Consider the following 24,262-nt stretch of genomic DNA (forward strand, 5'->3'; position numbering starts at 1 on the left):
CGTCATGCGGCCGACGCGCACGCACCTGCCGTGCGCGTCGGCCGCGGTCGTCCCCGGATCAGTCCTGCTCCTGTTCCTCCGCCGCCAGCCGCTCCGCGAGCGACTCCTCGTGGACGTGGATGAGGGCCGCGACCTCCTCCTGCTCCCACCAGGGGTACGGCGTCGCCCGCGCGACGCACCACGCCAGGACCTCGGGAACCGTCGGACGCGCGTAGGGGGACTTGGCCAGGCAGCCGCCGAGGAACGCCTGCCACTCCTGGTCCGGTACGCCGAGGAGATCCGGCTCCTCGTGCAGCGTGCGGTGGATGACGTGCGGGGCGTTGCCCGCGCCGTGCGGATTACGGCCCGTCGCGCAGAGGCCGAGCAGCGCGCCGAGGGCGAACACGTCCGCGGGGGCGCCGGCCGGGACGGCGTGGGTGATCTGCTCGGGCGCCATGAAGCCGGGGGAGCCGGCTGACTCTCCGGCCGTCCCGTGGCCCGAGGCCGCCGCCTTCGCGACGCCGAAGTCGATGACCTTGGGCCCGGCGGCCGTCACGACGACGTTCGCCGGTTTGAGGTCGCCGTGCACGAGCCCCGTCGCATGGATCGCCGTGAGCGCCCCCGCGAGCGAGGCGCCGATCGCGCCGAGGGCGGCCGGGTCCGGCAGGCCGAGCGCCGCCACCGCCTCCGACAGCGAGGGGCCCACGCAGAACTCGGCCGCGAGCCAGGGCACCGCCGCCTCGGGGTCGGCGTCGAGGACGGCCGCCGTGAAGGGCCCCCGCACGGCCCGCGCCGCCTCGGTCTCCCACCGGTACCGCGCCCTGAACAGCGGCTCGACAGCGAGATCTTCCCGCACGGCCTTGACCACCACGATCTGGCCCGCGGGGGAGCGTGCCAGGTGGGCGGTCCCCGTGCCGCCGTCGCCGAGCTGACTGACGAGGCGGTAATCCGCGAGACGCACCATGGAACGGCATCCTCCTGTACGGCTTCGAACAGCGGTACCGCGGCTCGCCGCCGGCGGCCAGGGAGGCCAGGAGGACCCGGGCCGAGAACCGCCGACGATCATTGCGACGCCTGGCGGGCACCGGGGGGTTCCCGCGAACACTGTTGGTATCTAACATTTCAGTTCATGGCGGCCATCCGACGGGTGCAGCGCACCCTCCTGAAAGACCAGGCCTGTACGGCGATCCGTGACGCCATCGTCGGCGGGGACATCGCGCCGGGCGCGGTCGTACGTGACGCGGATCTCGCCGAACTCCTCGGCCTGTCCCGCGCGCCCGTCCGTGCGGCGTTCTCGCGGCTCGTGGACGAGGGGCTCCTGGAGACCAAACCGCAGAGCCACACCCGGGTGACCCCCCTGGTGGCGGCCGACGTACGGGACGCGGCCGCCGTCGTACGCGCCATGCACGAACTCGCCGTCCGTGCCGCCGTGCCCCGCCTCACCCGGGCCGACACCGACGCGATGCGCGAGGCCAACGGGCGGTTCGCGGCGGCCGTCGCGGCCGGTGACGTGGACGCGGCCCTGCGTGCGGACGACGAGCTGCACGGCGTCCCGGTCCGCGTCTCGGGCAACCGCGCCGCGGCCGGCACCATCGCCCGCTACATGCCGCTCATCCGCCGCCTGGAACGGCGCCGCTTCGGCCAGGGCGCCGCGTGCGGCTCCGCCGAGCCGCACGCCCGCCTCATCGACGCCTGCGCCGCGGGGGACGTGGCGGGCGCGGTACGGATCACGACGGAGATCTGGCGCGTACTGGAGGAGCTGGCCGACGACGAGGCGTAGCCGCCGACCACGACCGAAGCGACTGAACCGACTTCGACCCCGAACCGACCCCGAACCGACCCCGGGAGGTCCCGTGACGATCGATGCGTACGAGCGCTACCCCTTGCTCTTCGGCCCCTCGCCCGTGCACCCGCTGGACCGGCTCACCGCCCACCTCGGCGGGGCCGCGCTCTGGGCCAAGCGGGAGGACTGCAACTCCGGGATCGCGTACGGCGGGAACAAGACCCGCAAGCTGGAGTACCTCGTCGCGGACGCGCTCGCGCAGGGCTGCGACACGCTCGTGTCGATCGGCGGGGTGCAGTCGAACCACACCCGCCAGGTCGCGGCCGTCGCGGCCCGCGCGGGCCTCAAGTGCGTTCTCGTGCAGGAGAGCTGGGTCGAGTGGCCCGACTCCGTCTACGACAAGGTCGGCAACATCCTCATCTCCAGGCTCGCGGGCGCGCAGGTGCGTCTGGTGCGGGCCGGGTTCGGCATCGGCGTGAAGGAGAGCTGGGAGCAGGCCGTGCGCGAGGTGGAGGAGGCGGGCGGCCGCCCGTACGCGATCCCGGCCGGCTGCTCCGAACACCGCCTCGGCGGCCTGGGATTCGCCCAGTGGGCTTACGAACTTGCCGAGCAGGAAGAGGAGTCGGGCGTCTTCTTCGACACCGTCGTCGTCTGCTCGGTCACCGGGTCGACCCAGGCGGGGATGATCGCGGGGTGCGCGGCGCTCGTCGAGTCCGGCGGCCGCCCCCGCCGCATCCTCGGCATCGACGCCTCCGCCGAACCGGACCGCACCCGTGAGCAGATTTTGCGGATCGCCCGGGGCACGGCCCGGCTCATCGGCGTACGGAGGGAGCTGACCGAGGACGACGTCGAGCTCGACGAGCGGTACCACGCGGGTACGTACGGTGTCCCCGACGCGGCCACCCTCGACGCGATGCGACTGGCGGCGCGCACGGAGGGCATGGTGACCGATCCCGTGTACGAGGGGAAGTCGATGGCCGGGATGATCGACCTGGTCGCCCGGGGAGAGATCGGCCCCGACGCGACCGTCCTGTACGCCCACCTCGGCGGCCAGCCCGCCCTGAACGCGTACAGCGCGCTTTTCCAGTGATCTGCGTCGCTGCAAAAAGCCCGTGCCGGAGGGGCTCAGGCGCAGGTGAGCGCAGGTCGCGAGGGGTGCTTCACGGACATCGTCACCGAAGTGTGAGCACGTAGGCGTGGTGTCCGCGGGGGCGCGGGGCGCATACTCATTGAATGACAAGGCCCCCCAGTACGCGCCGCCACCTTCCGGGCAGCCCCTTCAACGTCCCGGCAAAGCCCGCTCCGCCGGTCGAGCAGTTCGCCGTGGGCGACCGCGTTTCCCATGATCAGTACGGCCTCGGCAGGATCATCGGGGTCGAGGGCGACGAAGCCGTGCTCATCGACTTCGCCGGGCAGCAGGGCCGATTCCTGAGCCCGTTCTCCAAGCTGTCCAAGCTCTGACGTATCCGACGCTTCGGGCGCGCCCTGGATTCGGGGGTCGTGTCCACGGTTTCGGAGGCTGACGCCAAGAGGCGGTCGGCAACACGGGATTCCGTGCCGCCGGCCGCCTCTGTCGTGTCCGCCCGTCACCCCTCGTGACGCCCCGGATCCCGGTGGCAACCCGTCGCTCGCATGAGCGAGGGACTGTGCGTGTCGGTGCGCCTGCGCTTCAGGTCGTTCTCAGAGGGCCTGCGCCGCCGGCTTGACCATGCCGCGTACCGTCCGCGACTTCACGAAGTCGCCCATGGCCGTCATGTCCCACTCACCGGAGAACTGGCGGATGAGCTTCGCCATCATCACGCCCGTCTGCGCCTCCGCGTTCGTCAGGTCGAAGCGGACCAGCTCCTCGCCCGTCGCCGCGTCGATGAGCCGGCAGTACGCCTTGGCGACCTCGGTGAACTTCTGGCCCGAGAACGAGTTCACCGTGAACACCAGGCCCGTCACCTCCTGCGGGATCCGGCCCAGGTCGACGACGATGACCTCGTCGTCCCCGCCGCCCTCGCCCGTGAGGTTGTCGCCGGAGTGCTTGATCGCGCCGTTCACGATGGAGAGCTTGCCGAAGTAGCAGCTGTCCACGTGGTTGCGCTGGGGGCCGAAGGCGATGACCGACGCGTCCAGGTCGATGTCCTTGCCGCGGAACGCGGGCTCCCAGCCGAGACCCATCTTGACCTGCGAGAGCAGCGGCTGCCCGCCCTTGACCAGGGACACTGTCTGGTTCTTCTGGAGGCTGACGCGGCCCTTGTCCAGATTGATCTTCCCGGCACCCGGGGTGGGGGCGGCGGGTGCGGCTGCCGGGGCGGGCGGCGCCACACGCGGGTCGACCGGGGGAGTGGTCGGCGCGGGCATGGCCTGCACGGGCTGTGTGGGCTGTACAGGCGCGGGGGCCGGTGCCGGGGCGGCGGGCTCCTCGACGCTCACGCCGAAGTCCGTGGCGATGCCCGCCAGACCGTTCGCATAGCCCTGGCCCACCGCGCGGGCCTTCCACGCGCCGTTGCGGAGGTAGATCTCGACGACCACCAGGGCCGTCTCGGCGCCGAGCTGCGGCGGCGTGAACGTGGCCAGCACGGAGCCGTCGTCGGCGCCCCTGATCGTGGCCGTGGGCTCGATGCCCTGGAAGGTCTGGTCCGCCGCGTCCGGGCTCGCGGTGACGACGATCTTCTCGATGCCCGGCGGCACGGCGGCCGTGTCCACCACGATCGCGTCCGGTGCCGTGCCGCCGCCCGAGCGGTAGGTCACGCCCGGGCCCGAGGGCTGGTTGTAGAAGATGAAGTCGTCGTCGGAACGCACCTTGCCGTCGGCGGTGAGCAGCAGGCCCGAGACGTCGAGCCGCACCGGGGCGGCGACGTCCACCGCCACGCGGGCGGTGGACAGCGGGATGTTCGAGCCGGGGGTCATAGCGGTCATGCCGGGGTAACGAGCGATACGGCTTTGCCGTTCCCTTACCTGCCGACGACTTCGCACCGATGGCTCACGGCACCACCACGATCTTGCGCCCGACCCCTGACGCGAACTGGTCGAGCGCCTGCGGATACGCGTCGAGCGGCAGCCGGTCGCTGATGAACACGTCCGGGTCGAGGACACCGCCCGCGAACAGCTCGGCGGCCCGCTCGTAGCTGTGCAGGACGGCCATCGAGCCGGTGATGGTGATCTCCTGGTTGTAGATCCGGTACGGGTCGATGGACACGCGCGTCGCGTAGTCCGCGACGCCGAACTGGAGGAACGTCCCCGCCTTCGCGACCCGCTCCAGACCGTCCTGGATGGCGCCCGCGTTGCCCGTGGCGTCGATGACGACGTCCCAGCCCTGCGGCCGGTCCAGCTCGTCCGCGTTCGCCCCGGACCCCGAGACGCCCAGCTTGCGGGCGGTGGTGAGCCGGTCCGCGTTGAGGTCCACGATGTCGACGCTCGCGGCGCCGGTCCGCTTGGCGAGCTCCAGCATCATCAGGCCCATCGTCCCGGAGCCGTAGATCAGCACATGGGAGCCGAGGCGCGAGTTCAGTACGTCGTAGCCGCGCACGGCGCACGACAGGGGCTCGATGAGGGCCGCGTCCTGCGTGCGGACGTGCTCCGGGAGGCGTACGCAGTTGGCGACGGGCGCGACGGCGTACTGGGCCGCGCCGCCGGCGGTGGTGACGCCGATCGCGGCCCACCGCTCGCAGAGGTTGTTGTGGCCCGAGCGGCAGTAGCGGCACTCGTGGCAGTACAGGGAAGGGTCGACGGCGACGCGGTCGCCGACCGACAGCTCGCGCACGTCACGCCCGAGGCCGACGACCACGCCCGCGAACTCATGGCCGGGGACCACCGGCAGGGTCGGCGCGAACTCGCCCTGGAGGATGTGCAGATCGGTGCCGCACAGCCCGCACGCCGCGACCTCCACGACGACGTCACGTGGTCCTGGTGTGGGGTCGGGGACCTCGGTGACCACTGCCTTGCCGACGGACTCGATGACGGCGGCCTTCATTTCACAGCTCCCAACGACAGGCCCTGGACCAGTTTGTCCTGGGCGGCGAATCCCGCGGCGAGTACCGGCAGGGAGACAACGAGGGACGCGGCACACACCTTCGCCAGGAACAGGCCCTGGCTCGTGATGAAGCCGGTCAGGAAGACGGGCGCGGTCTGGGCGACGACGCCGCTGAGCACGCGCGCGAAGAGGAGTTCGTTCCAGCTGAAGATGAAGCAGATCAGCGCGGTCGCGGCGATGCCCGGCATGGCGATGGGGGCTACCACGCGCGCGAGGAGGGTCGGCAGGCGCGCCCCGTCGATCCGCGCGGCCTCGATGACCGCGATCGGCACCTCGGCGAGGAACGACTGCATCATCCACACCGCGATCGGCAGGTTCATCGACGTGTAGAGGATGACCAGGAGCCAGATGTTGTCGAGCATCCCGGCGTTCTTGGCGAACAGGTAGATCGGCAGGAGGCCCGCCACGACGGGGAGCATCTTCGTCGACAGGAAGAAGAACAGGACGTCGGTCCACTTCTTCACGGGCCGGATCGACAGTGCGTACGCGGCCGGCAGGGCCAGGACCAGGACGAACAGGGTCGAGGCGAGCGATGCCACCGTCGAGTTGACGAGCGCGGGCCACGGGCTCGGGCCGCCCGCCGTGCCGAAGAAGTCGCGGTAGCCGTCGAGGGTGAGGGAGGCCGCGAACGAGGGCGGGTTGGTGGCGGCGTTCTCCTCCGAGTGGAAGGACGTCAGCACCATCCAGGCGATGGGCAGGAAGAACAGGATGCCGGCGAGCCAGGCGACGAGCCCGAGCCCTTTGACACGCGGTGGACGGAGATTCATGCGCGGGACGCCTCCTCACGGAACAGCGACGACACCACGCGCAGCGCGAACGTCGCGATGATGATCGAACCGATGACGACCAGGACGCCGGCGGCCGACGCGAGGCCGTTCTCGTGGGCCTGGTAGAAGCTCTGGTAGACGGTGTACGGCAGGTTGGCGGTGCCGAGGCCGCCCGAGGTGATCGTGAAGACGGCGTCGAAGTTCTGCACGATGTACACCGAGCCGAGCAGGGCGCCCAGCTCGAGGTAGCGGCGCAGGTGGGGCAGCGTCAGATACCGGAAGACCTGCCAGTTGCCGGCGCCGTCCATGCGGGCCGCCTCGATGAGTTCGGGGGAGCGCGACTGGAGGCCCGCGAGCAGGATCAGCATCATGAACGGCGTCCACTGCCACACCAGGGCCGTCTCGACGGCGAGCAGCGGGGTGTTGGAGATCCAGTCGGGCTGGGGGCCGCCGACGTAGTGCAGCAGGCCGTTGAGGAGCCCGTACTCGGGGTTGTACAGGACGTGCTTCCACAGCAGCGCGGCGGCGACGGGGACCAGCAGGAACGGCGCGATGAGGAGCGTGCGCACCAGGCCCCGGCCGCGGAACTTCCGGTCGAGGAGCAGCGCGAGGCCGAGTCCGACGACCAGGCTCACGATGACGACCGTCGCGGTCAGCAGGATCGTCGTCAGGACGGACTTGCGCAGGTCCGCATCGGTGAGCACGTCGCTGTAATTGGCGAACCAGGCGAAGTGGCGGGCGTCCGGATACAGGGCGTTCCAGTCGAAGAACGAGATCACCAGCGTCGCCACGAAGGGCAGCTGGGTCACCACGATCATGAACACGAGGGCGGGCAGGAGCGGGGCCCTGGTGGCCCAGGCGCGCAGCCGGCCGGGGGTCTTGGCGGTGCCCACGCGCGCGTGGGCGACGGGAACGGTCGTGGTCGCGGTCATCGTCCCTCGTACTCCTTCGCGATCTCGTCGGCGAGCTTCTGGGACTTCCTCAGGGCCGTGTCGACCGACTGGCGCCCGGCGATGGCCGCGCTGATCTCCTGCGAGACCTTGGTGCCGAGATCGGTGAACTCGGGGATGCCGACGAACTGGATGCCGGGCGCGGGCCGCGGCTGGACGCCCGGGTCACGGGGGCGGGCCCCCTCGATGGCCGCGCGCATGACGTCCTGGAAGGCGCCGGCCTCCTTGCGGTACTCGGGGTTGGCGTAGGTCGAGGCGCGCTTGCCGGCCGGCACGTTCGACCAGCCGATCTCCTTGCCGACCAGGTTCTCGTAGCCCTTGCCGGACGCCCAGGAGACGAACTTCCACGCCTTGTCGGGGTTGCGCGAGGCGTTCTGCACGCCCCAGGCCCAGGTGTAGAGCCAGCCCGAGTTCTCGGTCTTCTCGACCGGCGCGGGTACGTAGCCGATCTTGCCCTTGACCGGGGACTTCGCGGCTTCGAGCGAACCGGCCGCGGCCGTGGCGTCGTACCACATGGCGGTCTTGCCCTGGGTGAGGTTGTTGAGGCACTCCGCGTAGCCGGACTGGGCCGCTCCGGACTCGCCGTGCTTGCGGAGGAGGTCGACGTAGAAGCGGGTCGCCTTCTCGAATCCGGGCGAGGTGAGCTGCGCCTTCCAGTTCTTGTCGAACCAGGTGCCGCCGAAGGTGTTCACCACCGTCGTCAGCGGTGCCATGAGCTCGCCCCAGCCGGGCAGACCGCGCAGGCAGATGCCCTTCATCCCGGGCTCGGCGCCGTCCGCCTTCGCGGCGAGGTCGGCGACCTGCTGCCAGGTGGGGTGCGCGGGCATGCGCAGCCCCTTCTTCGTGAAGACGTCCTTGCGGTACATGAGGAAGGACGACTCGCCGTAGAACGGCTGGCCGTAGAGCTTGCCGTCGTCCCCGGTGAGCGACTCGCGCATCGGCTTCAGGATGTCCCGCTCGTCGTACGCGGTGTCCTTGCTCGCGTACGAACCCAGCTCGTGCAGCCAGCCGTTGCGGGCGTAGATCGGGATCTCGTAGTTGCTCAGCGTCGCGACGTCGTACTGGCCCGCCTGGTTGGCGAAGTCCTGGCTGATCTTGTCGCGGACGTCGTTCTCCGGCAGGACGGTGAAGTTGACCTTGATGCCGGTCTTCTTGGTGAAGTGCGCGGCGGTCAGCTTCTGCAGCTCGGTCATCTGCGGGTTGTTCACCATCAGGACGTTGATGGAGTCACCGCCCGAGCCGGTCCCGCCGGCACCGGCCCAGCAGCCGGAGAGCAGCGGGGTGAGCAGCGTCCCTGCGGCGACCGCGGCGCACAGCGCGCGCGGCCTCCGTCGGCTCTGGGTTCGCATGAATGCTCCTGAACGTATGAGGCAAATGGGGAGGAAAGGGGTACGCCGGGGTGTGCGGAACCCGTCGGAGTACGCAGGCAGGGGGTGTCAGACGCGGATGACCTGGGGCCCCTGCAACGCATAGCGGTGAGCCTCGGACGCGGGCAGCTGCAGGCTGGTCACGATCGCCTCCATCGAGGAGACGGTCGCGAACCGGCAGAAGCTGACCGCGCCGAACTTGGTGTGCACGCCCGCGAACACGGTGCGCCTCGACGCCCGCACGGCCTGCGCCTTGACCTCGCTGACCGCGGGGTCGGGCGTGGTCAGACCGTGCTCACGCGAGATGCCGTTGGCGCCGATGTACGCCAGGTCGATCACGAACCCGGCGAGCATCTTCGTCGTCCAGTGGTCGACCGTGGCGAGGGTGCCGGACCGCACCCTGCCGCCGAGCAGCAGCACCGTCGTGTTGTCCGCCTCCGCCAGCGCCCCCGCGGTGGCCAGCGACGCGGTGACCACGGTGAGCGGCCGGTCCCGCGGCAGGGCCTCGGCGATGAGCTGGGGCGTGAACCCCTCGTCGACGAAGACGGTCTCCGCGTCCCCGAGCAGCTCCGCCGCCGCGGCGGCGATCCGGCGCTTCTCCGGGACGTGCATGGTGGTGCGGAAGGCGAGCGTCGTCTCGAACCCGGCGCTCTCCACGGGATAGGCGCCGCCGTGCGTGCGCCGCACCAGCCCGTGGTCCTCCAGAGCCCGCAGGTCGCGCCGTACGGTCTCCTTCGCGACGCCCAGTTCGGCCGCGAGCACGGTGACGTCGACGGAGCCCGTGCGGCGTGCGGCGCGCACGATCTCCCGCTGGCGTTCCTCCGCGCTCATGCTGTGCACCTCTCTGTGCGGGGCCTTACTCATGCGGTCCGGGCTGTGCGGCCCGGGTTTGTGCGGTCCGGGTTGTGCGGCTCTGCCCGGTGTCCGGTTCCGCCGCCCGTTCGGACCCTGCGATGACTCTGGGAAATTTGTACAGCGGGCCCGCGGCCGTGACCAGGTTCGTTACCGGTCCGATGCTGCCCGTCTGTGCCCGTTCGCGCCGGCGTGTGCCCGTCGCGGACCTGGGGCGGCACGCGTAAGCGGGCACGGCGATGTCCGTTCGGGGGACAGCCGCCGCCCGTTCGCTGCCCGCCTGCCGCGTTCGCTTTGCGTCAAGGAGTGCCGAGAAGGCGTCAACAGTGCGTCATCGGCGGGGCGGGGGAGGGGCCGGACGGGCATACCGTCACTGCCGGAGCGGCCTTTCGCCAGCACGCTCCGGCAGTCAGCACTCTCCCGTCACCACTCAGGAGCAGCCGTGAACGACCGCATCGAAGCCGACGACGCCGAGCCCTGCGAACCCACCCCGGCCGGACCCCTGTTCGTCCCCGTCCGGCCGGGACCCGGGACCTGCGCGACCCGCCTCTTCCGCACCGCGCTCGGCGGCCGCACCGCCGTCGGATTCACCAGCGAGCGCCTCCTCGTCGACGTGCTCGGCCCCCAGCAGCCGTGGATCAGGCTCGCCGAACCCGCCCTGCGGGCCCTCACCGGACCCGTGGGCGTCACCGAGCTCACCGTCGACCCGCACCCGGCGGCCGCGACCGCCGGCCGCCGCGGCTGAGGGGGCCGGTCCACATGGCCGTCACGACCGTCGCCACCGCCCTCCCCGCCCAGTCGCCGGACGATCTCTCCGTCTGGCCCGCCACCACCGTCCGGGGCCCGCACGGCGACCCGACCGTCTCCGGGGTCGAACTGCGCGACGTGGCCGAGCAGTTCGGCACCCCCGTCCACGTACTCGACGAGACGGACGTGCGCGAACGCTGCCGCGCCTACCGCAGCGCCTTCCCCGGCGCCGACGTCCTCTACGCGGCCAAGGCCTTCCTGTGCCGCGCGATGGTCCACTGGGTCCACGAGGAGGGCCTCGGGCTCGACGTGTGCTCGGCGGGCGAGCTGGAGCTCGCCGTCGTCGCCGGCCTGCCGCCCGAGCGGATCGTCTTCCACGGCAACGCCAAGAGCCCCGACGACCTGAGCGCGGCCCTGCGGCACGGCGTGGGCCGCATCGTCGTCGACTCGACCTCCGAGATCGCCCGCCTCGCCGCGTACGTCCCCCAGGGCACCCGGCAGCGCGTCATGGCGCGCGTCGTGCCGGGCGTCGCCGCGGGCGGGCACGCCGCGATCCGCGACGGGACGGACGGCCGGAAGTCCGGCCTGTCCATCGCCGACGGCTCCGCCATGCACGCCGTGACACGCCTCGTCGAGCAGCCGGGGCTCGAACTGACCGGACTGCACTGCGACATCGGGTCGCAGATCGACACCGTGAAGCCGTACGTCGTCGCCGTGCGCCACCTCGTCGGCCTGATGGCCCGGATCCGGGACCGGCACGGGATCACGCTGCCCGAACTCGACATCGGCGGCGGCCACGCGGTCGCCCACCGGCCCGGCGAGCACCCGCTGGACGTGCCGGAGCTGGCCCGCCGCGTGCGCCGCGAACTCGCCGACGCGTGCGCGCAGTCGGACCTTCCTGTGCCGCGTCTCGCCGTCGAGCCCGGCCGGGCCGTCGTCGCCCGCGCGGGTGTCGCCCTGTACCGGGTGCTCGCCGTGAAGCGCACCGGCGCCCGCGTCTTCGTCGCCGTCGACGGCGGCATGAGCGACAACCCGAGGCCCGCGCTGTACGGCGTCCGTTGCGCACCCCGCCTGGTCGGTAGGCGCTCCACGGCGGCCACGCGCCCGGTGACGGTCGTCGGCCGGCACTGCGAGGCGGGCGACGTGCTCGCCGCGGACGTGCCCCTGCCGGACGACGTACGGCCCGGGGACCTCCTCGCCGTGCCCGTGGCGGGCGCCTACCACCTGTCGATGGCGTCCGGGTACGACCTGGTGGGACGGCCGCCCGTCGTCGCCGTGGCGGACGGGCGAGCCAGGCTCCTGGTGCGTCGCGAGTCGGCGGAGGACCTCAGGAGCCGCGACACAGGGCTGTGAACTGCCGCCTCAGTACGGCCAGATGGGCGGGTCCGTCACGAACTGCCCGCCCATCCGGGTGTGGTCGGGGTTGGCCGGGTCCAGCTCGCCGAACTCGGCGATCAGCTTCTCGGCGAACTGCTCCGAGTCGTCCTGCGGCTCGTAACCGAGCGCCCGCGCCGGGGAGAGGTCCCACCACACGCGCGTGTTGTCGGACGAGCCGTAGACGACCGTGTGCCCGACGCCCTCGGCCCTGATCGCCGCGTCGAAGAGCCTCGCGCCGTCGCCCGGACTCAGCCACACCGACAGCATCCGTACGTTCGTCGGCTCCATGAAGCACGAGCCGATGCGCACGGACACGGTCTCCTGGCCGAACTTGTCCCAGTAGAACTGCGCGAGGTCCTCGCCGAACGACTTGGACAGGCCGTAGTAGGTGTCGGGGCGGCGGGGCGTGTCGAGGGGCACGCGCGGTTCGCCGTCCGCGGGGCGGGGCGTGTAGCCGATCGCGTGGTTCGACGAGGCGAACACGATGCGGCGCACGCCTTCCTCACGGGCGGCCTCGTAGAGGTTGTAGAGCCCTTCGATGTTCGCCTTGAGGATCTTGTCGAAGGTGGACTCCAGGGAGATGCCCGCGAGATGGATGACCGCGTCGACGCCGCGCACGGCCTCGCGCAGGGCGTCCCGGTTCGCGAGGTCGGCCGTGATCGCGTCCGGCTCGCCCTCGATCGGGCGGGCGTCGAGGAGGCGCAGCTCGTAGCCGTAGGCCGGGAGCAGTCCGCGCATCAGGGTGCCGAGGCCGCCGGCGGCTCCGGTGAGCAGGACGGTGCGGGGAGCGGGCATGCGGGAGTCTCCTCGATGGTCAGCCACGTGGCCGTATTCATGCACGGCATTCACAACCATGGACACGCTAAAGATTGCCTCCGGGGGTAGTCAAGGCCCCCGCGGAGGCTCGAAATCCGTTGCCAGGATGCGAGTTAGCGTGCTTGACCCGCGCCCCGGGGGCGGATTAGCGTGAGTGTGTTCAGAAATATAGACGCAAATCAGAACCGTGCACGCTCAGGGAGAGCCCGTGACGTCAGCCCCTCTCGCCGCTCGACTCAGCATCCCCAGCGGGCCGCTGTTCTTCCCGGTCACCGCCTTCGGCCCCGACGGCACCCTCGACCTCGACACCTTCCGCACCCATGTGCGCCAGGGCGTCGAGGCCGGTGCCGCCGCCGTCTTCGCGTGCTGCGGAACGGGTGAGTTCCACGCCCTGACCCCCGAGGAGTTCCAGGCGTGCGTGGCCGCGGCCGTCGAGGAGACCGGGGGACGGGTGCCGGTCGTCGCGGGCGCCGGGTACGGCACGGCCCTCGCCGTGCACTACGCGCGCCTCGCCGAGGAAGCCGGCGCCGACGGGCTCCTCGCGATGCCGCCCTACCTCGTGGTCGCCGGCCAGGAGGGCCTGCTGCGCCACTACTCGGAGCTGGCCGACGCGACCTCGCTGGAGGTCATCGTCTACCAGCGCGACAACGCGGTGTTCACGCCCGCGACCGCCGTCGCCCTCGCCCGCCACCCCAAGATCCTCGGCCTCAAGGACGGCCTCGGCGACCTCGACCTGCTCCAGCGCACCATCAGCGCCGTACGCGCCGAGGGACTCACCGACTTCCTCTACTTCAACGGCCTGCCCACCGCCGAACTCACCGGCCTCGCCTACCGCGGCATCGGCGTCGGCCTGTACTCCTCCGCCGTCTTCTGCTTCGCACCCGACATCGCCCTCGCCTTCCACACGGCCCTGCGCACCGGCGACGACACCACGGCCAACCGCCTCCTCGACGGCTTCTACCGGCCGCTCGTCGAACTCCGCAACGAAGGCCGCGGCTACGCCGTCTCCCTCGTCAAGGCCGGGGTCCGGCTCACCGGCCTCGACGTCGGCGAGGTGCGCCCGCCCCTGCACGAGCCCACCGACGACCACGTCAAGCGGCTCGCCGGCATCGTCGAGCGCGGCCGCGCGCTCCTGGCGGAGACGGGGGACCAGAAGTGAGGGCGTCCGCTTTCGTCTACCCCTGGGACGTCAACGGCGACCCCGAAGCCGCCGGCCGCATCGCCGGCCTCGGCGTCCAGCAGGCCACCCTGGCCTCCGCCTACCACTCCACCCGCGCCCTGACGCCCCGTCACCCGCACCACCGCGTCGTCACGGCCGAACACGCCGCGGTCCTCTACGCGCCGGGCGACCGCTGGCAGGGCCGGGACCTGCGGCCGTACGAGGCGGGGGACTGGGCACCCGGGGACGCCTTCGGGCAGGCCGCCGAGGCGCTCGCGGGCGCCGGGCTCGACGTCCACACCTGGGTCGTCCTCGCCCACAACTCCCGCCTGGGCGCGGAACACCCGGACACCTCCGTCGTCAACGCCTACGGCGACCGCTACCCGTGGGCCCCCTGCATCGCACAGCCCGCCACGCGCGCGTACCTCGTCGACCTGGCGGCGGAGGCGGCCGTGCGGCCCGGCGCGCAGGGCACCGAACTCGAATCCCTCGGCTGGTACGGGCTCGGGCATCTGCACGCCCACGACAAGACCGCGGGCGTCGGCCTCGGCGACGCGGGCCAGTACCTGATGTCGCTCTGCTTCTGCCCCTCGTGCCGCGCCGGATACGGCCGGCACGGCCTGGACGCCGCGGAGCTGGCGGGCGACGTCCGGCGGGCGCTGGAACCCCTGTGGCGCGGGGACGGTACGCAGGACGGCGGCTGGGATGCGGTAGAGAAACTGCTCGGGGTGCGCGCGGCGGCGGGCACGCGCGCGTGGCGCGACGGTGTCGCCCGCACCCTCCAGGAGGACGCCGTCGCCGCGGTTCGCGCGCAGGCCCCGGACGGCTTCCGTATCCTGCTGCACGCCGACCCGGCGTCGTACCACTGCGGGGCGAACGCGGGCGTGGACCCGGCGCACATCCTCGCGGTCGCGGACGGCGTGGTCGTGCCGTGCACCGGCGGCCCCGGACTCTTGGCCCCCTTTGCCGCTCAGGGCAGGGGAGTCGTGGCCGCCAACCTCACCGTGGTCGCCGGGATGGGCGGCAGCCCCGGCACACTCGCCGCCGACGCCCGGCGCGCCGCCGGACTCGGCGCCACCGAACTGCGGCTCTATCACGCCGGGTTGGCTTCGGACAGCGATCTGGAACTGATCGCGGAGGGCCTGTCGGACCTGGCCTGAAAACGGTTACCATCCGCGCACCACGATCGACGCTTCCTACGGAGGGGACACGAGGTGCGCGTGCGTAACAAGGGGTGGAGCCAGGGCCGCAGACAGGCTCGCGGTCAGGTGCGTAGCCAGGGGGCGGCCGCCCTGCTGTGCGCGGGGATGATGGCGGGCGCGGCGGTGCTCGGCGGGACGGTGCCCGCGGCGGCGGCGCACGGGGACGTGGCCGGCGCCGCCGCCCAACAGGAGGACATCCAGGCGCAGCTGGCGGCCATCCCTGGAATGTCGGTCGTCTCGGTGACCGATAAGGAGGGCTACCCCTTCTACACGCTCACCTACGCGCAGCCGGTGGACCACAGCAACCCCAAGGCCGGCACGTTCACGCAGCGCCTCACGCTCTGGCACAAGGCGGCCGCCAAGCCCACCGTCTTCTACACCGGGGGCTACACCCTCTCCTCCAGCACCCGCGAGATCACCAAGCTGCTCGACGCCAACCAGGTCTCCATCGAGCACCGCTACTTCGCCGAGTCCCGCCCCAAGGGCGCGGCGGGCGACGACTGGTCCAAGCTCACGGTCTGGCAGGAATCCAGTGACGAGCACCGCGTCACGCAGGCCCTGCGCACCATCGAGAAGGGCAAGTGGCTCGGCACGGGAGGCAGCAAGGGCGGCATGACCGCCACGTACCACGAGCGCTTCTACCCGAAGGACCTCGACGCCGTCGTCGCGTTCGTCGCCCCGAACGACGCGAACAACAAGGACGACAGCGGCTACGAGGGCTTCTTCAGGACCGTCGGCACGCCCGAGTGCCGCGCCGCCCTGAACGCCGTACAGCGCGAGATGCTGGTGCGCCGCGACGCCCTCGTCCCGAAGTTCGAGGCCGACGCGGCGGCGGCCGGTGACACCTTCGAGGAGACCCTCGGAACCACCGACAGGGCCTACGAGTTCGCCGTGCTCGACCAGGTCTGGAACTTCTGGCAGAGCGGCACGATCGACGACTGCCCGACCGTGCCCGACGCCAGGAAGGCCACCGACGACGAGCTCTACACCTGGTCGAAGGGGCACGGCTTCAGCGTCTACCAGGACGAGACCCTCGGCACGAACGGCACCGGGCCCTACTACCGGCAGGCCGCCACCCAACTCGGCTGGGCCGACCTCAAGTTCAAGCACCTCAAGGACGTCCGCCACTACCCGGACATCTACCAGCCCAACTCGGTCCTGCCCGCCGCGATGCGCGGCACCTACGACGGCTCGGCGATCTCCGGCGTCGACAAGTGGGTCAAGACGCGCGGCGAGCGGATGATGTTCGTGTACGGGCAGAACGACCCGTGGAGCGCCGAGAAGTTCACCCCGAGCAGGCACGACTCGTACCGCTACGTGGTGCCCGGCTCCAACCACGGCGCGTCCATCGCCAAGCTGCCCGCGGACGAACAGGCCAAGGCCGTCGCCACCGTCAAGCGCTGGGCCGGCGTGCAGTAGCGCACGCGAGCGCGAGTCCGGCCGCGCCGAGCAGCGGCAGCAGGACGCGGTGGTCCACGACCGCGACGAGGCCCGCGCCCATCGCCAGGGCCACCGCGTTCGGCGCGAACATCAGCGTGTTCGCGGTCGCCACGGTGCGGCCGACGAGGGCGTCCGGGGTCTCGCGCTGGACCGCGGTGAGCGCCGCGATCAGGACGCAGGGCAGGCCCATGCCGATCGCGGCGCTGCACCCGAGCGCCACCGCGTCGTACGGCAGCGCGCGCAGGCCCGTGCCCGCCGCGAACAAGGCGATGCCCGCCGCCGCGAACCGGCGTTCGCCGACCCGCCGCAGGAGCCGTCCCGCGACGAGCCCGGCCACGACCGACCCGGCGCCCTGCACCGCGTACAGGACGTCCGCGTACGAGGGGGAGCGGCCGAGGCCGCCGTCGACGACCGCGTAGAGCGTGGCGCCGTTCAGGCCCGCCAGGAGCATGGTGGCCGCGGCGGCCAGGACGAGGGGGGCGCAGCCGCTCCTGCCGCCACAGCGCGCGTACGCCCTCCGCGGTGCGGGCCCACACGCCCGCGGCGGGGCGGGCCGGCGCGGGCTCCCGTACCCGGAGCCGCGCGTACAGCCCGGCCTCCGCGGCGAAGGACGCGGCGTCGAGGAGGGTCACGCCCCCGCCTCCGTACACCGCGAAGAGGCCCGCGCCCGCGTGCGGGGCGACGAGTTTCATGCCCTCGTCGGCCGTCATCCGCAGCCCGTTGAAGTCACCGAGCGCGTCCCTGCCGACGACGGCCGGGACGAGGGCGGCCTCGGCCGCGTCGGTGACGACGCCGCATGCCCCGTACACCACGAGGACCGCGAACAGGATCCACAGCCGGCCCGCCGAGCCGACGGCGAGCAGGGACAGGAGAAGCAGTCCGAGGCCCAGGTTCGCGCCGACGAGGAGGGGCCGTCGCCGGGTGCGGTCGACGACCGTGCCGAGCAGGGGACCGGCGAGCGTGGGCGCCCACAGCGCGAAGGCGCACAGCGCGGCGAGGCTGTCCGAGCCGGTCAGATCCTTCACCCAGATCCCGGAGGCCGGCCACAAGGCGGACGTCCCGAACCCGGAGACGACGATGCCGGTCAGGAGCATCCGAGAGCCGCCCCGTGTGGCGGTAGGAGTGGACGTCATGCCAGGTCATCGTGGTGCTAGGGCCCCCGGCGGTGGATCGGGAGGATGCCCTGCACGGGTGCGGCATATGGGTGCGGCGATGATTTTCGGGCGGCGCCGGGGTCTACAGATGAGTACGCAATGCGAGTCCTGACATTGCGAGTCCCGAAACAAGGAGCCGGCATGACCGACGCGACCGACCGGACGGCGCAGCAGATGGTGGACTTCGGCCCGCAGACACGGATCGTGGCGCGCCTCGCGGACGGAGTGCGCGAGGACCAGCTGGGTCTGGCCACCCCGTGTCCGGAGTACGCGGTGCGCAACCTGCTCGGGCACATCCTCGGACTGACCGTCGCCTTCGGCGACGCAGGACGCAAGAACCTGGGACCGGCGACGGACACGAGCCCCACGGCGTACCTGCCCGACATCACGGACGGCTGGCGCGACGCGCTGGCCAAGGCGCTCGACGAACTCGCGGAGACCTGGCGCGACCCGGAGGCCTGGCAGGGGATGACCCGGGCCGGCGGGGTCGACCTGCCCGGTGCGGTCGCGGCGCTCGTGGCCCTGGACGAACTCGTCGTGCACTCCTGGGACCTGGCGAAGGCCACGGGTCAGGAGTACGCACCTGACGAGGCGGCGCTGCAAGGTGCCCACGCCTTCCTGCTCCAATCCGCCGAGGGCCCCCGCCGCGCCATCTTCGGCCCGGTGGTCCAGGTGGACGACGCGGCGACTTTGCTCGACCGGGTGGTGGGCCTGAGCGGCCGCGACCCGGGGTGGAAGCCGGCCGCCTGACGTCGGGGGATCACATATCGATCGGGTAAAGCGCCTCGCGTCGGTGCGTGTGACGCGCGTAGAAACCTGTCATGCATAAGACCACACGCATCTCCGCCGCCGTCGCGGCCTCCGTGGCTCTCGCGGGTGCCGCCCTCTACGGGACAGGGGTCGCCGGCGCCGGACCGGCCCCGCAGCACGCCACCGCCGAGCCCGAGAACATCGGGCAGCTCGTGAAGGAGATCGACTCCTACTACGGCGCTTCCCTCGACGCGGACGGTGTCTACCAGGCCTCTCCGTCCAGTCAGTACGCCCAGGACCTCGCGCGCATCGAGGCCGGGGCCAGGAAGCAGATCGCCAAGGCCGCCGCCCGGCACCATCACAAGGGCGACAGGCCCGCCGTCGTCTTCGACATCGACGACACCCTTCTCCTCAGCCTCGACTACGAGAAGAAGACCAACTACGTCTACAACGACGCCACTTGGAAGGAGTACGTCGCCAAGGCGGACCGGCCCGCCGTGTTCGGGACGCCCGGACTCATCGCGTACGCGCAGTCCAAGGGCGTCGAGGTCTTCTACAACTCCGGGCTGAGCGAGGCGCAGCGCGCAGCCGCCGTCGAGAACCTCGAGAAGGTCGGCATCGACGTCAACCTCGACGCCGGCCACGTGTTCCTGAAGGACAAGGCCAACCCGCCCGCGTACCTGAGCGGTTGCGCCACCGCGAGCGCCTGGAACTGCACGACCGTGCAGTACAAGTCCGGCACCCGCAAGCACATCGAGTCGCTCGGCTACGACATCGTCGGCAACTTCGGCGACCAGCACTCCGACCTCGAGGGCGGCTACGCCGACAAGACGTACAAGTTCCCGAACCCGACGTACTACGTGAGCTAAGGGCTGTCCCGAAACCCCTGGTGGATCGGCCCGCGGCGTCAGATGCGGTGCCTCGCAAGGCGAAAGGGAGCCCGCATACTGGATGTATTCGGGCGTTCCGGCAACGCGGCGAGGTGCCGTAGCTGACGCCGCGCGCCCGCCAGGAGTTTCGGGACAGCCCCTAGGGCCTCAGCTGCCGGCTGCCGGTGCGCGCCGCGGCGTTCCTGCGGGCCGCGGCGGCTACGCGGTCGGGACCCGGTGCCAGAAGGTGTCCACGATGTCGTCGAGATAGCGCTGGCCCGCCTCGCCCGAGGCGACCGAACCGCCCGCCCGGCTCAGCGTCGCCGTCATCAGGGTCTGGTACTCCTGGTGCATTTCGCGCAACGCGCCGTCGAGGTCACGGCGTTCCATCGAGAGCAGCTTGGCGATCCCGCGGATGTGTGCCTGCCAGCGGGTGCTGACGGCGTCCCGCAGCAGCTGCGCCAGGTCGTCCTCGCGGCCCGTGATGGCGATCAGGTCCCGTGGGGCCAGGGAGAGTACAGAGGCCAGTGCCGCGGACTGGCGGCTGTTGCCACCCCACTGACCGGTCGCCTCCATCTGCTGGTACGCGCCGACGTCGAGGCCGACGCCGCGGGCCACGTCCTCGACGGCCAGGCCGCGGGCCAGACGATGCTCCCGCAAGGTCCGCGGGGCGCCGATCAGCTGGTTGGGCGCGCACCACAACGCACCGGCCAACGCGGTGAGTTCGGTCGAAGTGGGCAGCGCGGTGCCGCGCTCCCAGGCGGTGATGTGGTCCGCGGTGACGTGACTCATTCCGTACGACGCGCGCATGCCGTACGCCACGTGACCGGGAGCCATCCCGAGGCTCTCCCGCATGGTGCGTGCGGCTCGGGCGTTGAAGGGGGGTGTCGGATCCGCTGTCGGGTGACGATGCACCAGCACAGAGTAAGGACTGTTCCGGTGGCCGGTTTTCGACTGTTCCGCTGCAATCAGGACTTAGGCGGACAGTGGAAGCGGGATTTCGTAGGAACCGACAGGGCGCGGAGGCGGATCGGGGGACCTCGGGGAGATCTGTTGGCGGAATGTGATGCTCCGTTATCGGCAAATAGCCGGAACAAGTGCCCATTGGAAGGGAATTCGGTTCCCGTAAGCGCGCGTATGATCCGGTCTCGCCCGTGTGGGTGTTCGTCCATGGCTCACACGGTGCGGTGATGGGTGAAACCCACGAGCGAATTGTCCCTGGTGTGCGGTACGGCACGCCGGGATCCCTGGATCTCTGGATCCTCAGATCGCTGTAGAGCCTGGAGAAGTCATGCAGACCAGCGCGACCGGCCCGGTGAATTCCGCCACCGCGCCCCCCGCGGGATCGGGCAGTGCCGTCAACCGCTACTTCCGTATATCGGAGCGCGGTTCGACGTTCGGCAGGGAGATACGCGGCGGATTCGCCACGTTCTTCACGATGGCGTACATCCTCGTCCTCAATCCGATCATCCTCGGCAGCACCAAGGACAAGTTCGGCGATCAGCTCGATCCGGTCCAACTCGTCACCGCCACGGCCCTGGTGGCCGCGGTGATGACCGTGATCATGGGCGTCGGCGGCAATCTGCCGCTCGCGCTCGCGGCGGGCCTCGGGCTCAACGCCGTCGTCGCCTTCCAGCTCGCGCCCCAGATGTCCTGGGACGACGCGATGGGGCTCATCGTGCTCGAGGGCCTGCTGATCTGCGTCCTGGTCCTGACGGGCCTGCGCGAAGCGGTCATGCACGCCATTCCGCAGCCGCTCAAGCAGGCCATCAGTGTCGGCATCGGCCTGTTCATCGCCTTCATCGGCTTCGTCGACTCCGGTTTCGTCACCCGCATTCCGGACGTCGCGAACACCACCGTGCCGGTACAGCTCGGCACCGGCACCCTGACCGGCTGGCCCATGCTGGTGTTCTGCGCCGGGGTGCTCCTGACGATCGTGCTGCTCGCCCGCAAGGTGAAGGGCGCCATCCTCATCAGCATCGTGGCGATGACACTGGTCGCCATCGCGGTCAACGAGCTCGCCGACGTCAAGTCCTGGGGTCTCACCGTGCCCCAGGTGCCGGACAAGTTCGTCGCCTCACCGGACTTCGGCCTCCTCTGGCACTTCGACCTGTTCGGTGCCTTCGGCCAGGTGGGCACGCTCACGGTCGTGCTGTTCGTCTTCACCCTGATCCTGTCGGACTTCTTCGACACCATGGGCACCGTCGTCGGCATCACGGCCGAGGCCGGACTGCTCGACGAGCGCGGCCAGGTGCCGAACGTCGGCCGCGTGCTGTTCATCGACAGCGTGGCCGCCGTCGCGGGCGGCGCCGCCTCCGCCTCCTCGGCGACCACGTACGTCGAGTCGGCCGCGGGTGTCGGAGAGGGCGCGCGCACCGGCTTCGCGAACCTGGTCACCGGCGGCCTGTTCGCCCTCGCCCTGTTCCTCACCCCGGTCCTGACGATCGTGCCGATGCAGGCCGCGGCGCCCGCCCTGATCGCGGTCGGCTTCCTGATGATGACGCAGGTCAAGCACATCGACTGGGAGCGGTTCGAGATCGCCATCCCGGCGTTCCTGACCATCGCCGTCATGCCGTTCACGTACTCCATCACCAACGGCATCGGCGCGGGCTTCGTCTCGTACGTCGTCATCAAGGCATCCCTCGGCAAGGCGCGTGAGGTGCACTGGCTGCTGTGGGGCGCGGCCGCGCTCTTCCTCGTGTACTTCGCGATCGACCCCGTGGAGCAGCTGCTCGGCGTCAAGTGACGGCGTAGGGCCGTGATCTAGGCTCGTGTGCCGTGACCGGCTATCTCGACCGCCTCGCCGACCTGCTGCGCGATCAGCACGGGCTTCCGCCGGAGCATGTCGCGGCCACGGTCGCCGATCTCGCGGCGCATCTGGCGCAGGCCGGGGCAGCGGACCCGGAGACGGCCTTCGGCCCGGTCGACGCGTTCGCCCGGCGCCTCGCCCCGTCCGGGGCCGCCGTCCCTGCCGACGAGCACCTGGAGACCTGGCGGTTCCTCGCCGACACCTACGCCGACGAGGACCTGCTCAACCGCTTCGGCGACGAGGGCTGGGAGGTCGAGCGGGTCGACCCGCTCGGCCGGTTCGTCAGTCATCGCGACCCGGAGCGGCCGCGGCGCTGGGAGTACCGGCGCGAGCTGGTCACCGGGGCCGGTGGACGGCTCGGCGAGCGGCTCTCGCCCGACGGGTGGGAGCCGTGCGGCAGCTGGGTCGTGTACGCGTGGTTCAAGCGTGAGAAGGCGGCGGGCGCCGGCCCGGAGCCCGCGCCGTCCGAACCGCCGCCGGCCCCGTGGCGCGCCACGTTCCCGGGGCGCCGGCGCGGCTACGCACTCATGGGCGGCGCCCTGGTCCTCGTCGCCGGTGCCGTGGTGGCGGCGAGCACCGGCACAGGCTTCGGCGTCGGCCTCGCGGTGGGTCTGCCGGCGGGAGCGCTGGTGCCGCCGGTGACGGCCTGGGCGGTACGCGGCCGGCGCCGTTAGCCGACACGGCGGTGGGCCGGAACACGTGTTCCGGCCCACCACCGAGCCCCCGTCCGTCCCTCGTCTATCCCTTGAGGGCCGCCGACATCATCGCCTTCGCGATCGGCGCCGCCAGGCCGTTGCCGCTCACTTCCGAGCGGGCCGCGTCCGACTGCTCCACCACGACCGCCACCGCGACCTCCTTGCCGGTGGAGTCGTCCTTCGCGTACGACGTGAACCAGGCGTACGGCGTCTTGCTGTTGTTCTCGCCGTGCTGGGCCGTACCCGTCTTGCCGCCCACCGTCGCGCCCGCGATCTGCGCGTTCGTACCGGTGCCCTGCGTGACGACCGTCTCCATCGCGGACCGGAGCTGCGAGGCCGTGGACGTGCTGACCACGCGCGTGTTGTCACCGTCGGCGAAGCTCTTGATCGCGTTGCCGTCGGCGTCCGTGACCTGCGAGACCATGTGCGGCGAGGCCTGCTCGCCCCCGTTGGCGATCGTCGCCGAGACCATCGCCATCTGGAGCGGGGTCGCCGTCACGTCGAACTGGCCGATGCCCGACAGGCCCGTCTGCGCCTTGTCCATGTCCTTCGGGTACACGCTCTTCGAGGCTCTGACCGGCATGTCCTGCTCGGCGTCGTTGAAGCCGAACTTCTCCGCCATCGCCCTGACCTTGTCCTGGCCCAGGTCGACGGCGATCTTCCCGAAGACGTTGTTGCAGGAGTAGCGCAGCGCCGTGCGGATCGACGCGTCCTCGCAGGGCGCGGACGCGCTCTCGTTCCTCAGGTCGGTGGTCGTGCCCGGCAGACGGAACGGATTCGGGCTGTCGGTCTTCGCGTCCACCGACGAGTAGAGCCCGTCCTCCAGCGCGGCCGCCGCCACGACCAGCTTGAACGTGGACCCGGGCGGCAGCGCCTGCTTGATCGCGCGGTTCAGCGTCGGCTGGTCCTTGTCGTTCGACAGCGCCGTCCACGCCTTGCCGTCCGTGGACGGGTCCGAGCCGCTGATCTTCGACGGGTCGAACGACGGCGTCGAGACGAGACCGAGCACCTTCCCGGTCTTCGGGTCGATCGCGACGGCCGCGCCCTTCTTGTCGCCGAGCGCGCGGTACGCCGCCTTCTGCACCGACGGGTCGATGGTCGTGACCACGTCACCCGGCTCGGTGTGCTTGCCGGTGACCGCGTCGACGGGGTTCTTCAGCCGGGTGTCCGTCCCGTCGAGGATGTCCTGGTAGATGCCCTCGAGCTGCGTCTGCCCGTACACCTGCGAGCTGAAGCCGGTCACACCCGCATAGAGATCGCCGTCCTTGTACGTGCGCTTGTACGCGAGGTCGCTGCCGCCGTCCGTTCTCTTCGAACCGGTGACCGCCTCGCCGCCCACGATGATGTCGCCCAGGGGATACGCGTACTGCTCCATCACGTTCCGCCGGTTGTCCTTGTTGTCCGCGAGGGCCCGGCCGTCGTAGAACTGCACCCACGTCGCCCTCACCAGCAGAGCGAGCACGAGGAGCAGACAGAAGACCGAGGCGCGTCTGATCGTCTTGTTCATCCCGCACAGAAGACGAGCGAG

Annotated in this window: 22 protein-coding genes and 1 pseudogene; 12 read left to right on the forward strand and 11 right to left on the reverse strand. The window is 71.1% G+C overall.

Annotated features, from left to right (window positions below; translation table 11 throughout):
* Positions 1-58: 58 nt before the first annotated feature.
* Entirely contained in the window at positions 59-943 is an 885-nt protein-coding gene (locus tag ACIPWY_RS27215; protein WP_401535428.1) for a serine/threonine-protein kinase, read from the reverse strand.
* A gap of 165 nt (positions 944-1,108) precedes the next feature.
* On the opposite strand from ACIPWY_RS27215, the gene ACIPWY_RS27220 reads away from it, so the two are divergent.
* The 3 genes from ACIPWY_RS27220 (at position 1,109) to ACIPWY_RS27230 (ending at position 3,223) form a co-directional block, all read left to right on the forward strand.
* Positions 1,109-1,759 (forward strand): GntR family transcriptional regulator, encoded by a 651-nt coding sequence (locus tag ACIPWY_RS27220; RefSeq protein ID WP_393705907.1) that lies wholly within the window; start codon positions 1,109-1,111, stop codon positions 1,757-1,759.
* Positions 1,760-1,832: 73 nt separating this feature from the next.
* Positions 1,833-2,852 carry a 1-aminocyclopropane-1-carboxylate deaminase gene (locus tag ACIPWY_RS27225; protein WP_362908040.1) on the forward strand — a complete coding sequence of 340 codons (1,020 nt, stop codon included), beginning with the start codon at positions 1,833-1,835 and terminating at the stop codon, positions 2,850-2,852.
* A 143-nt stretch (positions 2,853-2,995) separates the two neighbouring features.
* The gene (locus ACIPWY_RS27230; RefSeq protein WP_116502770.1) at positions 2,996-3,223 is read left to right on the forward strand and encodes a CarD family transcriptional regulator; all 228 of its coding nucleotides are present in this window, start codon (positions 2,996-2,998) and stop codon (positions 3,221-3,223) included.
* A 219-nt stretch (positions 3,224-3,442) separates the two neighbouring features.
* Here the strand turns inward: ACIPWY_RS27230 and ACIPWY_RS27235 are convergent, their stop codons facing one another.
* The 6 genes from ACIPWY_RS27235 to ACIPWY_RS27260 form a co-directional block, all read right to left on the reverse strand.
* Complete coding sequence (locus ACIPWY_RS27235; protein WP_401535514.1) at positions 3,443-4,657, reverse strand: TerD family protein; 1,215 nt, start codon at positions 4,655-4,657, stop codon at positions 3,443-3,445.
* Positions 4,658-4,730: 73 nt separating this feature from the next.
* Complete coding sequence (locus tag ACIPWY_RS27240) at positions 4,731-5,720, reverse strand: zinc-dependent alcohol dehydrogenase family protein (protein WP_401535432.1); 990 nt, start codon at positions 5,718-5,720, stop codon at positions 4,731-4,733.
* Positions 5,717-6,547: a carbohydrate ABC transporter permease gene (locus tag ACIPWY_RS27245; RefSeq protein WP_362908042.1), complete on the reverse strand. Its 831-nt coding sequence runs from the start codon at positions 6,545-6,547 to the stop codon at positions 5,717-5,719. Before ACIPWY_RS27245 ends, ACIPWY_RS27240 begins: the two co-directional genes overlap by 4 nt.
* A complete protein-coding gene (locus tag ACIPWY_RS27250; protein WP_362908043.1) occupies positions 6,544-7,479 on the reverse strand; it encodes a sugar ABC transporter permease in 936 nt (311 codons plus the stop codon). Before ACIPWY_RS27250 ends, ACIPWY_RS27245 begins: the two co-directional genes overlap by 4 nt.
* Entirely contained in the window at positions 7,476-8,846 is a 1,371-nt protein-coding gene (locus tag ACIPWY_RS27255; protein ID WP_362908044.1) for a sugar ABC transporter substrate-binding protein, read from the reverse strand. Before ACIPWY_RS27255 ends, ACIPWY_RS27250 begins: the two co-directional genes overlap by 4 nt.
* Positions 8,847-8,933: 87 nt before the next feature.
* Positions 8,934-9,695, reverse strand: a complete 762-nt coding sequence (locus tag ACIPWY_RS27260) for a DeoR/GlpR family DNA-binding transcription regulator (RefSeq protein ID WP_362908045.1) — start codon at positions 9,693-9,695, stop codon at positions 8,934-8,936.
* A 463-nt stretch (positions 9,696-10,158) separates the two neighbouring features.
* Here ACIPWY_RS27260 and ACIPWY_RS27265 point away from each other — a divergent pair, with 463 nt between their 5' ends.
* Together ACIPWY_RS27265 and lysA are read left to right on the forward strand one after the other, a co-directional pair.
* Entirely contained in the window at positions 10,159-10,461 is a 303-nt protein-coding gene (locus tag ACIPWY_RS27265; RefSeq protein WP_362908046.1) for an SAV_915 family protein, read from the forward strand.
* A 14-nt stretch (positions 10,462-10,475) separates the two neighbouring features.
* Positions 10,476-11,816 (forward strand): diaminopimelate decarboxylase, encoded by a 1,341-nt coding sequence (lysA, locus tag ACIPWY_RS27270; RefSeq protein WP_401535437.1) that lies wholly within the window; start codon positions 10,476-10,478, stop codon positions 11,814-11,816.
* A gap of 9 nt (positions 11,817-11,825) precedes the next feature.
* Here the strand turns inward: lysA and ACIPWY_RS27275 are convergent, their stop codons facing one another.
* On the reverse strand, positions 11,826-12,635 hold the full coding sequence (locus ACIPWY_RS27275; protein ID WP_401535439.1) for an NAD-dependent epimerase/dehydratase family protein: 810 nt from the start codon (positions 12,633-12,635) through the stop codon (positions 11,826-11,828).
* 229 nt (positions 12,636-12,864) lie between these two features.
* Between ACIPWY_RS27275 and ACIPWY_RS27280 the strand changes: the two genes are divergently transcribed.
* The 3 genes from ACIPWY_RS27280 (at position 12,865) to ACIPWY_RS27290 (ending at position 16,436) form a co-directional block, all read left to right on the forward strand.
* On the forward strand, positions 12,865-13,815 hold the full coding sequence (locus tag ACIPWY_RS27280; RefSeq protein ID WP_362908049.1) for a 5-dehydro-4-deoxyglucarate dehydratase: 951 nt from the start codon (positions 12,865-12,867) through the stop codon (positions 13,813-13,815).
* Positions 13,812-14,975 (forward strand): hypothetical protein, encoded by a 1,164-nt coding sequence (locus ACIPWY_RS27285; RefSeq protein ID WP_401535442.1) that lies wholly within the window; start codon positions 13,812-13,814, stop codon positions 14,973-14,975. The genes ACIPWY_RS27280 and ACIPWY_RS27285 overlap by 4 nt, the downstream gene beginning before the upstream one ends.
* Before the next feature lie 108 nt (positions 14,976-15,083).
* On the forward strand, positions 15,084-16,436 hold the full coding sequence (locus ACIPWY_RS27290) for a S28 family serine protease (RefSeq protein ID WP_362908051.1): 1,353 nt from the start codon (positions 15,084-15,086) through the stop codon (positions 16,434-16,436).
* Here the strand turns inward: ACIPWY_RS27290 and ACIPWY_RS27295 are convergent.
* Positions 16,411-17,590 (reverse strand): annotated as a pseudogene (locus ACIPWY_RS27295) (MFS transporter). The gene ACIPWY_RS27290 and the pseudogene ACIPWY_RS27295 overlap by 26 nt on opposite strands.
* Positions 17,591-17,752: 162 nt before the next feature.
* Here ACIPWY_RS27295 and ACIPWY_RS27300 point away from each other — a divergent pair.
* Entirely contained in the window at positions 17,753-18,361 is a 609-nt protein-coding gene (locus ACIPWY_RS27300) for a TIGR03086 family metal-binding protein (RefSeq protein ID WP_393705904.1), read from the forward strand.
* Between the two features lie 71 nt (positions 18,362-18,432).
* Complete coding sequence (locus tag ACIPWY_RS27305) at positions 18,433-19,230, forward strand: HAD family acid phosphatase (RefSeq protein ID WP_362908054.1); 798 nt, start codon at positions 18,433-18,435, stop codon at positions 19,228-19,230.
* A gap of 219 nt (positions 19,231-19,449) precedes the next feature.
* On the opposite strand, the gene ACIPWY_RS27310 is transcribed toward ACIPWY_RS27305, so the two are convergent.
* Complete coding sequence (locus ACIPWY_RS27310; RefSeq protein ID WP_362908055.1) at positions 19,450-20,067, reverse strand: XRE family transcriptional regulator; 618 nt, start codon at positions 20,065-20,067, stop codon at positions 19,450-19,452.
* Positions 20,068-20,521: 454 nt separating this feature from the next.
* On the opposite strand from ACIPWY_RS27310, the gene ACIPWY_RS27315 reads away from it, so the two are divergent.
* On the forward strand, positions 20,522-21,976 hold the full coding sequence (locus ACIPWY_RS27315) for an NCS2 family permease (protein WP_362908056.1): 1,455 nt from the start codon (positions 20,522-20,524) through the stop codon (positions 21,974-21,976).
* 32 nt (positions 21,977-22,008) lie between these two features.
* Positions 22,009-22,713, forward strand: a complete 705-nt coding sequence (locus tag ACIPWY_RS27320; RefSeq protein WP_401535446.1) for a hypothetical protein — start codon at positions 22,009-22,011, stop codon at positions 22,711-22,713.
* A 64-nt stretch (positions 22,714-22,777) separates the two neighbouring features.
* On the opposite strand, the gene ACIPWY_RS27325 is transcribed toward ACIPWY_RS27320, so the two are convergent.
* Entirely contained in the window at positions 22,778-24,241 is a 1,464-nt protein-coding gene (locus tag ACIPWY_RS27325; RefSeq protein ID WP_362908058.1) for a penicillin-binding transpeptidase domain-containing protein, read from the reverse strand.
* Positions 24,242-24,262: the final 21 nt, after the last annotated feature.

The organism is Streptomyces sp. NPDC090032 (assembly GCF_044748025.1).
Classification (GTDB): Bacteria; Actinomycetota; Actinomycetes; order Streptomycetales; family Streptomycetaceae; genus Streptomyces.